We start from the raw sequence: 12,858 nt of genomic DNA on the forward strand, positions 1-12,858 counted from the left end.
ACGCGGGTCCGCTGGCGGCACTGCTGATGTCGACAACCGCGTCGGCCTCCGCGTTCCAACTCGAGGCGCGTACGGAGGCGCAGGTGTATCAGATCCGCGCCTGGAGGGACTCCTCCGCGGGTGAGCCCGTGCTGCTGCCTCGCCGGAGGATCGTCCAGTACCTGGGCGTCAACGGATACGAGCTCATCACCGGGCAGGATGTGGGCTTCGAGTCCAGCCTGCGGGTCTTCGCGGATTTCGGGTTGCCGCGCGGCGAGGCCGCGAGGATTGACGGGGTGCGCTCGGAGGACGCGGATCTGCTCCACGCCTTCGTGCGCTACGGGGGCAACGGCTTCGAGGGCCGGCTGGGGCGACAGGTTTACGTGGATGTCGGGGACATCCTGGCCTTCGATGGCCTGCGGGTGCGCTACATGAGCCCGCTGGGGATCGGCGCCGAGGTGTATGGCGGGCTGTGGGTGAAGGGGGCCGGCTTCCTGTCCTCGTCGGTGTACCAGCCCGATGGGACGCGGGAGAGCGACTCGCGCCGGCTGGAGGAGGGCGTGGCCGGGGCGGACCCCTCCCTGTCGGCGCTGGAGCCGATGTACGGCGGGAAGCTGCTGCTGGAGGGACCGGGCGCCCTGTCGGGCCTGTCTGCCGCGCTGGGCTACCGCCGGGCGCTGGTGGAGGGGCAGACGGACCTCGAGCGCGCAACGGCGGAGGTGCGGTACGGGCAGGGGCTGGGGGTGAGCGCGCTGGCGGGGGTGGACTTCGATCTGCTGCGGATGGGGCTCGCGCAGGCGCGTGCCCAGGTGCGGTGGGACGGGGAGCGGCTGGCGGTGAGCGGCGAGGCGCTGAGGGTCTCCCCGGTCTTCTCCGCGGACTCCATCTGGTACTGGTTCGCCTTCGCGCCCAGGGACGAGGCGCGGGTGCGCGTGGACTACTTCCCGCGAGGCCCGCTGCGCTACTACGTGCAGGGTGTGGCGAGCCTGTACCACACGGCGCTCAACAGCGAGTCCGATGTGGCGAAGAGGGCGGCGGATCCCGGAGGGGCTCCGTCCTATACGGCGGGCGGCTCGGCGGGTGCGGCGCTGCAGCGAGGCCGCTTCCGCTCGGCGCTGGACGTGTCGTTCCGACAGGGCTTCGGCGGCTCGCAGCTCTGGGCGGATCTCACGGCGGGCTATGGCTTCGGCGACGGGCGCCTCAGCCTGGACGGGCGGCTCTCCGTGGCGAGCATCGATGACGGCTTCAACCCGCTGCTGGCGGGCAACTTCCTCGGCGCGCAGGTGTGGGCCAGCCACATGCTGACCCGGGCCGCGCGCGTGTCCCTGGTGCTCGAGCAGAACGTGAACCCGTACACCCGCTGGGACTCCAAGGTGTTCTTCCTCTTTGATTTGAAGGCGAGTCTGTAGATGGAGCGCCCGTATCGTACAGCCGTGGGGCTCGTCGCCCTGTCCCTCGTGGTGGCGGGAGTCGCCTGGGCGGCCACGGCTCGCGAGCGCAGCCTCGCCATCTACCCGGCCCAGCACATTCCCCTGAAGTTCGACCACGCGCAGCACCTGGCGGCGGGCGCCGAGTGCGTCAGCTGCCACGAGGACGTCCGGGCGAGTGGCTCGGCGAAGGATCGCAACCTCCCAGGTCACGAGCAGTGCGAGACCTGCCACGACATCGAGGCCGCGAAGAAGGGGGCGAAGACGGATCCTCCCGCGGGCTGCAACGCGTGCCACCCGGGGTTTGATCCCACGGTGCGCCTGGCGCCGCTGAAGGTGGACATGCCGCCGGCCAACCTGCGCTTCAACCACAAGGTGCACGTGGACAAGAAGGTGGAGTGCGCGACGTGCCATGGCGACATGAAGGACGTGCAGCTCGCCACCCGGCAGCAGCTCCCGAAGATGGCCACCTGCTTCGAGTGCCACAACGGCAACGTGGCCTCGAAGGAGTGCCGCACCTGTCACCTGACGGAGCCCTCGGGCCGATTGCAGCTCACGTTCCCCTCGGGCGTGCTGCGGCCGATGCAGGGGGATCCGCTGGGGCTGGATCATGGGCCTCGCTACGAGTTCAACCACGGCAGCCGAGCGTCGGTAGATCGGCAGACGTGCATGTCGTGCCATGCGGAGACCTTCTGTCAGTCGTGCCACGACGCGCTGCAAAAGCCGCTGTCGGTGCACCCCAACGACTACATCACCCTGCACCCGGTGCAGGCGCGGATGGACTCCACGCGTTGCTCGAGCTGCCACCGGACACAGTCCTTCTGCGCGGCGTGTCATGAGCGCACCGGTGTGGGCATGGACGCGGACCGCTCGCTGCGCCCGCGCAACGTGAAGGTGCACCCGAACTACACCGAGTGGGTCGAGGTGCCAGGGCCCCGGCATCACGGCGTCGCGGCCTCGCGCGACATTCAGCAGTGCGTGTCCTGCCACCGGGAGGAGTCGTGCATGAGCTGCCACTCGGAGCGCTCGGTGAGGAGGCAGGTGAACCCACATCCGGACGGCTTCGCGGCGGCGTGCAAGCGGCTGGCGGCGGCCAACGACCGGGCTTGCGTCAAGTGCCACACTCAGGAGAGCCTCGCGCAGAAGGGGTGCCGCTGATGCGCCGGTTGCTGCTCATAGGGCTGCTGGGGTGTGCCGCGTGTCTGGAGCCGGGGGATCCGTTCCTCGCCGAGCGCGATATGGATCCGCCCGACGTGGTGTCCACCGAGCCGAGCGCCGGGGGCACGCTGCCTGTGAGTGGCCAGCTGGAGGTCCTCTTCTCCGAGACGATGGACGTGCGCACGCTGCGCCCGGGCATTGCGATCTTCGAGGGGAGGGCGGAGGTCCCCCTGCGGCTGACGGTGCCGCCTTCGTCGGACGCGGAGGCGAACCTCGAGCGAGGGGACGTGCCGTACACCGTGACGGTGAGCGCGGCGGAGGCGGGGGCCTTCAAGCCGGGCACTGCGTACACGCTGGTGCTGCGCACCTCGCTGACGGACTACGAGGGCAACCCGCTCGCGCAAGAGGTGCGGGTGCCCTTCCGTACGGCGCCGTGAGCCTGAAGGGAGCCCCCCTCCTGGAGAGGAGAGGGGCGAGGCTCAGCTCTGGTGGCGCAGGTAGCGGCGGATCTCCTCGGTGAACTGCCGGGTTGCCGCTACATCAGGGGCGGTGGGTCCCAGCTTCAGCTTCTTGTCCTCTTCCACGAGGTAGCGCTGGTCCAGCATGTAGGCCACCGCGTTCTCGAGCGTCACCTTGGCCAGGGACTCGGCCGCGGTGATGCGCCCCGAGTGGTACTCAGCGCGTCCCAGCTCCAGCGCCTGCTTCACGAAGGACTTGCGATCCTGCACCGTGCCAGCGGCCACCTCCGGCAGCGTTTGGGCGGCGATCAGGTACGACTCCAGGTAGTCGCGCAGCAGATCCGCCAGGAACTCGAGCTCCGGCCGGGCATGGGGCTCTGGCGCCACGCTCAGGGTGTCCCCCTGGTGGAGCACCAGTCCCATGCGCACCAACCGCTCCACCACCTCCGCGAAGATGGTGTCGAAGCTCGCGCCCACCCGGTAGATGAACTCCACCTTGAAGAGGCGTGAGAGCCACAGCGCGCGGGCCTTCACCTCGTCGAACGGCGCCGGAGCCCCCACCAGCAGTGCGTTGGCCACGAGGCCGCGCGCCGCCACCAGGTTCATCAGCGTGTTCTTGTAGAAGGCCATCTCGCCGCGGCGGTTGTCCTCGGCCTGGTAGATGACCTCGCCGTGCGCCTTCTGCGTGCGCACCATGCCGTCCGAGCAGAAGGTGCGCATGGCGTCCTGGATGGCCCCCATCGCCTCTGGGTTGCTTGGCGAGTTCTTCAACAGGGTGGACAGCGGGGCCTTCTCCTCCTCGGCGATGCGGCGAAGGATGTTGATACGGTCCGTGAGCTCACGGCTCGTCATGCCGCGGCGGCGATGGGACAGCAGCGCCCCGCTCAGCAGGGCATGAGGCGTCACCGTCGATACCTTGCTGATGCCGTACATCACCCGGTTGCCGAGGGCGCGCACCAGGCCCTTCTTCTGCTCGTCCGTGATGGCCTGGCTCGGGTCGAGCCCGCGGCTCTTCATCAGCTCCACCAGCGACAGGGGCTCGTCGAAGGTGAGGTGGATGCGGCCGTAGCGCGCCGCGAGCACCTTGGGCGTGCTCAGCAGCGCCTTGAGGTCCTCGGGCTTCTTCTCACCGCCGGCCAGCTCCCTCGAGTAGCTGCTCGACTCCACGACCTTCTCGTAGTCGATGGACACGGGCACGAAGATGAGATCATTGCGCGCGCCCTCGAGCACGGACTCCACCTGCCAGGTGAACATGCCCAGCTTGGGCTGCAGCAGCTTGCCGGTGCGCGAGCGCCCGCCCTCGGGGAAGAACTCCTGGTGCACGCCGTCGTGGACGAGCTTCTTCACGTAGGCCTTGAAGGTCGCGGCGTACACCTTGTCGTCCTTGAAGGAGCGACGCAGGAAGAAGGCGCCGCAGCGGCGCAGCAGCGGACCCAGGGGCCAGAAGGACAGGTTGGCGCCGGCGGCCACCAGGGGGACGGCGTAGCCGCGGTTCCACAGCACCCAGCTCATCACCAGGTAGTCCACGTGGCTCTTATGCGAGGGGCACAGCACCAGCGGGGCCTTGCTGGCCGCCTTGAGGGCGCGGTTGAGTCCGGCCTCGTCCACCTCGATGCCGTCGTAGATGCGGTTGAACACCCAGCCCAGCACAGGCGAGACGAAGGCCAGCGTCGTAGGGCTGGCCTTGGCGGCGATGGCCTGCAGGTTGCGTCGGGACTGGCGCAGCACGCTCTCGGGCTTGCGGTTGCTCTCGGTGGCCACCGAGTCCAGCGCCTTGCGCAGCGTGCGGTCGCGCAGCGTCTCCTCGATGATGCGCACGGGCGGCTTCACCGGCGGCCCGAAGACAGCGCGAGTCTCACGGGCCAGGTGGTGGTTGAGCGCGCTGCGCACCTTACGCGCGATGACCTCGTCGGAGTCCTGCGGGTTCTCCTCGATGAAGCGCTTGAGATCGATGGGCTCGCCCACCCGGAACTGCGCGCGGCGGTAGTTGCGGAAGAAGGCCACCATCGAGTGCAGGAAGCCCGGGGCGTCGGGGCTGCCGAAGACGTGATCCAGCACGGTCGGCTTGACGCGCGAGGTGCGCTTCTCCCAGACGAAGAGCTCCGGCACCAGGTAGACGGTCTTGTCCCCCTTGCGCGCCATTGAGACGAGAGAGGGGAAGGGGTTCTCCTCGATGTCCTTGCCCGAGGCGCTCAGGAGGGCCGTCTTCTTGAGGAAGATGAGGCCGCTGCCTCCCTGGCGCCGGGCGTAGGTGAAGCGCACGTCGAAGTCGCCCCGCTGCGCCGTCTTGCGGAACGGGCGGGTGAACCAGGGGCGCAGGTTCACCACCGCCCGCACGGGGGGCAGGGCCCGGCGCACCATGGCCCAGGTGAGGTAGAGGAAGTTGATCCACGCCGTGGAGCGCATGACGTGCACCACGAACCCCTTGGCGTGGAGCGAGCGCAGTTCATCCTCGGCCTCGGCGGGGAATCGCACCCCGTCGAAGTAGCGCTGCCCCAGCACCCGGGAGATGGGGCCGAACTCTTCCTTCAATGCCTCGCTGTGATTCGCAGCTTGAAGCAATGCGGTGTCCATGTGCTGCCCCCCTTTATCCACAAGAGCCTCGTCTAACCTCTTCTACATGTTCTCGGGCGTGGCGATACCCAGTAGCGCGAGTCCCGCCGCCAGCGCCACCCGCGTCGCGTCCGTCAGCGCGAGCCGCGCCGCCTTCAGCGGCTCATTGCCCTCGAGGATGACGCGCTTGGTGCGATCCTGGTTACCCAGCGTGTAGTAGCGGCTGAACTCCGCGGCCAGATCCAACAGCCACCGGGCGATGAAGCTCGGCTCGGCCTGATCCGCCGCCTCCTGCACGACCACGGGCAGCCGGGCGATGACGCGCAGCACGGCCTGCTCCTCCGGCAGGGTGAGCAGCGACGCGTCATACGAGGCCGGCGCTCCACCGCCGCGGCGCAGGATGTTGCAGGTGCGCGCGTGCGCGTACTGGAGGTACGGGCCGGAGTGCCCCTCGAAGGCGAGCACGTCCTCCCAGTCGAAGGTGTAGTCCGTGGTCCGGCGGTTCTTCAGGTCGCCGAAGACGATGGCGCCCAGGCCGATCTGCTCGGCGAGCTCCTCGGCGTTGTTCGTCTGGATCTTCCCCGCCTGGATGTTCTCCTGCACCTTCTCCAGCGCGCGAGTCTTGGCCTCGTCGAGCACGTCATTGAGGAGCACGACGTTGCCCTTGCGCGTGCTCATGCCGTGCACGCGGCCGAAGTTCACGTGCACCATGCGCTTGGACCACTCGCGGCCCATGGCCTCGAGCACCCGGAAGAGCTGCCGGAAGTGCAGCGCCTGATCCGTGGCCACCACGTACAGCGACTTCTCGAACTGGAAGCGCTCGTGCCGGTCAATGGCCGCCGCGAGATCTCTCGTGGCGTAGAGCGTGCTGCCGTCGTTCTTCTTGAGCAGGACGGGCGGCTCGTTCTCCGCGTAGGGCAGGTCCACGATGGTGGCGCCCTGCGACTCCTTGACGCCGGGCTTGCGGGCGATCTCGTCGATCACCGGCTCCATCTTGCCTTGGTAGAAGCTCTCGCCCTCCATGTGCTCGAACTGGATGCCGAGCCGGGCGTAGATGCGCTCGAAGTCGCGCACGGACGTCTCGCGGAACTCCTTCCAGAGCGCGAGCGCCTCGGACTCACCGGCCTCCATGCGCCGGAAGAAGTCACGGGCGCGCTCGTCGAAGGCGGGCTCGGCCTCGGCGCGCTTGTTGGCCTTGACGTACACCTCCACGAGGTGGGCCATGTCCTTGCGGCGCTCGGGGACGCCGTACTCCTGGAAGCCCACGGCCACCAGGCCGAACTGCTTGCCCCAGTCGCCCAGGTAGTTGATGCCCTCGACCTTGTAGCCGAGCGCCCGGTGCAGGTTGGCCACGCTGTGGCCGATCATCGTCGAGCGGATGTGGTGGAAGGCGATGGGCTTGGCGATGTTGGGCGACGAGTAGTCGATGACCACCGTCTTGCCGGCGCCCTGGTCTCCGCCGCCATAGCGCACGCCCTGCGAGCGAGCGGTGTCGATGACCTCGGCGGTGAAGGGCAGCTGCGCGAACTTCGCGTTGACGTAGGGGCCGGCGGCCACGACCTCCAGTCCCGGCACCTTCACGCTCTGCGCGAGCGAGGCGGCGATGGCGGGTGGGGCCTTCTTCTGGGCCTTGGCGAGGGGGAAGGTGGGGAAGGAGAGGTCGCCGTGGGCCGGGTCGGCCGGCTTCACCTGGGAGTCGATCTCGGAGGCGGGCACGCCCAGGGCCTGGGCGAGCGCCTCGACGAAGGCAGTCCGATAACGGGAGTAGACGGAAGGATTCATTGGATCGCGCGGATACTAAGCGAAACCGGCGCGTATTCCGCGCACCTTCTGTCAACGCGGCGAGTCGGAGTTGCCTTTCAACTGACGGCCGGGTTGCGGCGGCTCGGCCGGACCACGGCGGCCACGGTGTCGAGCAGCCGGGGCAGCTGCAAGGGCTTCTCGAAAAATCCGTCGATGCGGTCCAACCCCTGGCCGGCGCCGAGGCTGGAGACCTCGCTGGCGCCAGAGATGATGTAGACGGCGATGTCGGCCAGGGACTCGGTGCCGCGGATGAAGCGCAGCACGGAGCGTCCGTCCTCCTCGCTCAGCCGGAGATCCAACAGCACCATGGCCGGGCGGATGTGAGAGAGGATGGAGCGGGCCTCGGCCGCCCCCGAGGTGGACATCACCCGGTAGCCCTCCTGCTCGAGCACCTGCTGGAGCACCTCGCGGCAGTCCGCGTCGTCCTCGACGAGCAGGATGCCGCCAGCGCGAGGACCGGCCTGGGCGGCGTCGGGCGTGCTGACGGCGCCGGCGAACATGGGCAGCACCATCTGGAAGGAGGTGCCCTCACCCAGGGTGCTGGAGGCTTCCACTCGGCCGCCGTGGAGCGCGAGGATCTTGGCCACCAGGGGCAAGCCCAGGCTGCGTCCCTGACCCCGGGCGCCCTCGGGCCGGTAGAAGGGATCGAAGACGTGCTCCAGGTCCTCCGAGCTGATGCCCGGCCCGGTGTCCTTCACGGTGAGCTGGGCGAGCCCGTCCTCGACGGAGACGCGCAGCTCCACGGTGTCATCGGCCTCGCAGCGGTGGATGCCGCTCTCCACGAGGTTCTGGATGGCCTCGGCGATGCGCTCGCGATCACCGCGGACGAAGACCTCGGTGGAGGGGGGCAGGGTGAGCTGCACCCGGGCCTGCTCGGCGGCGGGGGTGAGGGTGCGGATGACCTCCTCGGCCACGGCCTTGAGCCCGAAGGGGCGCTGGTTGAGCTGCATCTTCCCGGCCTGGAGGCGGGACATGAGCAGCAGATCATTCACCATGCGCAACATGCGGTCCGCGCTGCGATCACACACCTGCACCGCGCGGCGCTGGGCATCGGAGACGGGCCCGAGCTTCTCGCGGCCCATCATGGCCAGGTAGGCCTTGAGGGTGGTGAGGGGGTTCTTCAGATCGTGCGAGACGTTGCCGAGCAGCTCGTCGCGGCTCTGCTCGAGCGCCTTGAGGCCGGCGATGGCCGTCTGGAGGTCCTTGTTACGCCGGGCGCTGTCGTCGCGCAGGCGGGCCACCTCATAGGAGGCGGAGAGCTGGCCGGCGATCGCGGCGAGCAGCGAGTCCGAGAGCGCACGACGCGGGGCGATGATGGCCAGCACGCCAGTGACGCCCTGAGGGCTCTCGAGCGGCACGGCGAGGGTCTCTTCGTCGCGGAGGATCGCCTTCTCGGCGAAGGCGCGGCCGACCAGGCCTTCCTCGGGGGTAGCGGCGGTGATGCGCTCGTCGTAGCGGCCGCGCACGTGCTCCACGTGGAGCTGGTTGCGCGAGGGGAGGAAGCGCGCCACGTAGCAGGCCTTGGCCTGCATCAGGTTGTGGACGATCTGCAGCTGGGCGCGCAGGGCTTCGGTGGGGCCGGCGCTCGAGGTGATGTGCAGGGACATCTCCACGAGGGCGCGCTCGGCGGCCTCGTTGTCCACGGGAGGCTGGGGTTTCTGCACTCGTCGGGGCTTCTTCGCCTCGGGGCGGAGGGTGACGATCTCAGCCAGATGCGGAACCTTCTTCTTCGGCACGGAGCTACCTCGGCAACCAGGGGGCAGCGCGCCAGCCCCCGTCCAGGGTGGGGGTGACGCGCGCGGCTCATGCCGATCCTGCGCCACCCGGAGCCGGGGTGGAAAGACCTCACCCGGCCCCTCCCGCAACAGGGCCGCCCGCAGGACAATTGCCATGTCCGATGGATGACACAGGGCGGGAGGAAGACTCCCGACCCACCAGGTACCAGGTACTCAGGAGCGGCGTTGAACCACGCCATTGCCGTCGAGGTAGTAGGGGTCGCTCAGGAGCGGCTCCACCTTCTCGCGGTAGCCCTGGACGCCGAAGCCGCTCTCCTGGAGCGCGCTCAGCGCGGCCACTTGCACTCGGCGTGCGGTATCGGCGGTGGTCAGGAGGCGGAGGATGGGCTCGCGCGCCGGCTCGTGCTTCTGAGGGCCGAGCGCTTTCAGGGCGGCGATCTTCACCTCATCCGCCATGTCGTCGAGGTGAGGCAGCACCGCCGGGGCGATGCGCGGATCCTGCTTGTCGGTGACGTAGTGGAGCAGGACCACCTTCTTCTCGGGATCGCGCATGTACTGAGCGCTCAGGGTATTGAGCGCGCCCACGACGATGTCGATGACCTCGGACTCGGGCAGCAGCGCCTCGAGGATCCGCAGGGCCCAGGAGGTGGCCTGCTCGTTCTTGCGCAGGAACTCGGTGACAGGGGGAACGGCGTCCTTGCCGAAGCCCTTGATGAGCTCGAAGACGTGCTCCTTCTCGTCCGCGTCCGTGGTGAGGGGCTCCACGGTGATGGTGTAGCGATGCAACAGGACGGTGACGGCCTCGGGGTACTTCATCTCCCCGAGCTGCTGGAGGGCCTTCTGGCGAGTGGTGGGGTCCCCATACTTCTGGGTCACCTTGGACTTGAGCTTGAGGGCTTTCTCGGGGCCGGAGCCGCCGAGGAAATCGAAGATGCCCATGAGGAAGATGCTCCGAGGGGTGAAACGAGTTCTTGGGCGCCGTGTAGGACGCGGCGCAAACTAACGCAAGAAGCTTGGATGGCCAGTGACCGGCCGTCGATTACAGCTGCAACGAGCCCCGGACATCCGACTGATAGGCCCGGGCGAGCGCCTCGGCGGCCTGCCGGGCTTCGGTGGAGGGATGCTCAGGCACCTTGACCTGGAGTGTGAGGTAGAGGTCTCCTGCAGCACCGCCCTTCAGGGAGGGGGCACCCCGGCCCTTGAGGCGCATGCGGCGGCCGGACTGGGAGCCCGCGGGCACCTTCACCGTGACCTCTCCCTGGAAGGTAGGCACGCGGACCTCGGCGCCGAGCATGGCCTCGGAGACCGTCACCGGCAGGTCCATATAGAGGTCATCTCCTTCGCGGCGTACCAAGGGGTGCTCCGCGACGATGGTCTCGATGTAGAGGTCCCCCGGGGGTCCCCCGCGCGAGCCCGCCGCGCCCTGGCCGGACAGTCGGATTTTGGAGCCCGTCTGGACGCCGGCGGGGATCTTCACGGTGAGCCGAGCCGTCTCCTCCACGACGCCTGAGCTCTGGCAAGAAGGGCAGGGGGGCGCGGCACGGCCCGTGCCACGGCAGGTGGGGCAGGTGCCGCTCATGGCCATGCCCAGGATGCCGCCGCTGCGACGCGCCTTGCCGGTGCCGCCGCAGGTGGCGCACGTGGAGGGAGTCCCCACCTGGCCCGAGCCATGGCAGCGCTGGCAGCGGCCGGGTCGCTGGAGCGAGATGCTGCGCTCGGTGCCGGAGAGGGCGTCGTTGAAGCTGAGCGTGAGGGTGGCCGTGATGTCCTCGCCAGGGGTGGGCCCCGCGGCGCGGCCTCCTCCGGCACGTCCGAAGATCTCCCCGACGTCCACGCCGCCGCCGCCCGCTCGGCCGAAGATGTCACCGAAGATGTCGCCCAGGTCGAAGTCCGCACCGCCGACACCACCGCCACCAAACGGTCTGCCGCCAGCCGCCTGTGCGGCCTTATAGGCCCGGTACTGCTCGGCCTTCTTCTCATCGAAACCGAACTGGGCGGCGTCGTCGCCGAACTCGTCGTACAGCTTGCGCTTGCGCTCGTCCGACAGGACCTCGAAGGCTGCGTTGAGCTGCTTAAACTTCTCCTCGGCCGCTTTGTCGCCCGGGTTGACGTCCGGGTGGTACTTGCGGGCAAGCTTGCGGAAAGCCTTCTTGATTTCGTCGGCCGACGCCGTCCGGGACACGCCGAGAATCTGGTAGTAGTCGTCCGCCATGGGGTTGTGGCCCTCCGAGACTGCAAAAACGTAACCAGCCATGCGGCGAGCGCCAGCACGGCGTGTGCCTCAAGGCCCGGATGTATAAAGTGGCTGGAGGGACCTGAGGGAAAGAATGGGAGCACCGCGCGGACAACGAGCGAGGACCGGGTTGGTGGCGGGCTGGCTCGTACTGGTGCCGGTGTCCGCCGTGGCGCAGTCCGTTGCCGAAGCGCCCCGGACGGCCCCTGCGGCTGAGGGTCGAGTCATTGACCGGGTGGTGGCGGTCATCGGCAACCAGGTGCTCACCCTGAGCGAGCTGGAGTTCGAGACGCGGGTCGCGCTGGTTCAGCGAGGGGGCGTGCGGGCGGCGGAGGCCTCGCTCGATGAGCAGACGCTTCGAGGGGCGCTCGAGCTGGCCATCAACCAGCGATTGCTGGTGGCAGGGGCGGACAGGCTGCAGGCCTTCCCAGCGGAGCGCTCGGAGATGGATGCCCGGCTGAAGGCCTTCCGTGAGCGCTTCGAGGACGAACCGGCACTGCTGGCTTTCCTGGCCCGGCATGAGGCGGACCTGGAGCAGCTCACGGCGGTGCTGGAGCGGGCCGTGCGGGCCGAGCGCATCCTGGACAGCCGGATCCGTCTGCGCGCGCAGGTGAGCGAGGCGGAGACGCGGCGGTATTGGGAGGAGCACAAGGGGACCTTGGGCGGACCGTACGAGTCGGTGCGGGACGCCTTGAGGGAGAAGTTGATGCGGGAGCGCTACGGCCAGCTCGCGAAGGAGGAGTTCGCCCAGGTGAGGGCGGGCGCGAAGGTCCGGCGGGTAGCTCCCTTCGCCCGGGAGGCGCTGCCATGAGGCGGATGCGCGAGGAGGCCCGTCCGAAGGAGCAGGTGAAACTGGAGTGTCCGTTTCTGATCCGGCGGATGACACGGGAGGACCTGCCTGCGGTGATGGAGCTGGAGAAGGCCTCATTCACCAACCCGTGGTCCTACGAGCTGCTGCAGCGCGAGCTCGGTCACGACTGGTCCGTCATCTTCCTCTTGGAAGAGCCCCTGCCCGAGGAAGGCCGCCGCCTGCTGGGCATCTCCATCTTCTGGATCGTCCACGACGAGGTGCACGTGCTCAACGTGGCCACCGCGCCGGAGCACCGTCGGCGAGGGGTGGGGCGCAGACTGATGGAGGCCACCTTGTCCGAGGGGCGAGCACGCAAGTGCAGCCTGGCGACGTTGGAGGTGCGCAAGAGCAACGAGCCCGCCATCAATCTCTACAAGTCATTCGGCTTTCGCCCGGTGGGCGTGCGGCCGAACTACTACGTGGACGAGGGCCAGGCGCCCGAGGACGCGATCGTGATGGTCCTCGACTTCTAGTAGCCAGGGGAGTAGAGGACCGGGCTTGCCAGGAGAGAGCAGGAAAGGACGCCCATGTCGTCCACGGTTGGAACGCCGTGGGCCGGCAGTGCTTGACACAGGGTGGTCCCTCCCTATACTCGCGGCCCTTTTTCAAGCGCAGTTGTAGGTTTGTATGCGCCCCTGGGTACACCCGCCCGGGGCAAATC

The 12,858-nt window shown here is 68.5% G+C and carries 10 protein-coding genes; 5 read left to right on the forward strand and 5 right to left on the reverse strand.

Features of this window, described 5'->3' with window-relative positions:
• Window positions 1-26: 26 nt before the first annotated feature.
• Genes F0U60_RS23340 through F0U60_RS23350 form a run of 3 tightly spaced genes read left to right on the forward strand, consistent with a single transcriptional unit; the run spans window position 27 to window position 3,001 of the window.
• The gene (locus F0U60_RS23340; protein ID WP_395823458.1) at window positions 27-1,388 is read left to right on the forward strand and encodes a hypothetical protein; all 1,362 of its coding nucleotides are present in this window, start codon (window positions 27-29) and stop codon (window positions 1,386-1,388) included.
• Entirely contained in the window at window positions 1,389-2,564 is a 1,176-nt protein-coding gene (locus F0U60_RS23345; protein ID WP_395823460.1) for a cytochrome c3 family protein, read from the forward strand.
• Window positions 2,564-3,001 carry an Ig-like domain-containing protein gene (locus F0U60_RS23350; protein WP_395823462.1) on the forward strand — a complete coding sequence of 146 codons (438 nt, stop codon included), beginning with the start codon at window positions 2,564-2,566 and terminating at the stop codon, window positions 2,999-3,001. The genes F0U60_RS23345 and F0U60_RS23350 overlap by 1 nt, the downstream gene beginning before the upstream one ends.
• A gap of 42 nt (window positions 3,002-3,043) precedes the next feature.
• On the opposite strand, the gene F0U60_RS23355 is transcribed toward F0U60_RS23350, so the two are convergent.
• From F0U60_RS23355 to dnaJ, 5 genes are all read right to left on the reverse strand, one after another.
• Entirely contained in the window at window positions 3,044-5,596 is a 2,553-nt protein-coding gene (locus F0U60_RS23355) for a 1-acyl-sn-glycerol-3-phosphate acyltransferase (RefSeq protein ID WP_395823464.1), read from the reverse strand.
• A gap of 42 nt (window positions 5,597-5,638) precedes the next feature.
• Window positions 5,639-7,357, reverse strand: a complete 1,719-nt coding sequence (argS, locus tag F0U60_RS23360; protein ID WP_395823466.1) for an arginine--tRNA ligase — start codon at window positions 7,355-7,357, stop codon at window positions 5,639-5,641.
• A 77-nt stretch (window positions 7,358-7,434) separates the two neighbouring features.
• Window positions 7,435-9,114 (reverse strand): ATP-binding protein, encoded by a 1,680-nt coding sequence (locus tag F0U60_RS23365; protein ID WP_395823468.1) that lies wholly within the window; start codon window positions 9,112-9,114, stop codon window positions 7,435-7,437.
• Window positions 9,115-9,327: 213 nt separating this feature from the next.
• Window positions 9,328-10,053 (reverse strand): HEAT repeat domain-containing protein, encoded by a 726-nt coding sequence (locus F0U60_RS23370; RefSeq protein WP_395823470.1) that lies wholly within the window; start codon window positions 10,051-10,053, stop codon window positions 9,328-9,330.
• 100 nt (window positions 10,054-10,153) lie between these two features.
• A complete protein-coding gene (gene dnaJ, locus F0U60_RS23375) occupies window positions 10,154-11,326 on the reverse strand; it encodes a molecular chaperone DnaJ (protein WP_395823472.1) in 1,173 nt (390 codons plus the stop codon).
• 115 nt (window positions 11,327-11,441) lie between these two features.
• On the opposite strand from dnaJ, the gene F0U60_RS23380 reads away from it, so the two are divergent.
• The gene (locus tag F0U60_RS23380; RefSeq protein ID WP_395823474.1) at window positions 11,442-12,158 is read left to right on the forward strand and encodes a hypothetical protein; all 717 of its coding nucleotides are present in this window, start codon (window positions 11,442-11,444) and stop codon (window positions 12,156-12,158) included.
• Window positions 12,155-12,670, forward strand: coding sequence for a ribosomal protein S18-alanine N-acetyltransferase (gene rimI / locus F0U60_RS23385; protein ID WP_395823476.1), 516 nt, complete (start codon window positions 12,155-12,157; stop codon window positions 12,668-12,670). Before F0U60_RS23380 ends, rimI begins: the two co-directional genes overlap by 4 nt.
• Window positions 12,671-12,858: the final 188 nt, after the last annotated feature.

It is taken from the genome of Archangium minus (assembly GCF_044360475.1).
GTDB lineage: Bacteria > Myxococcota > Myxococcia > Myxococcales > Myxococcaceae > Archangium > Archangium minus.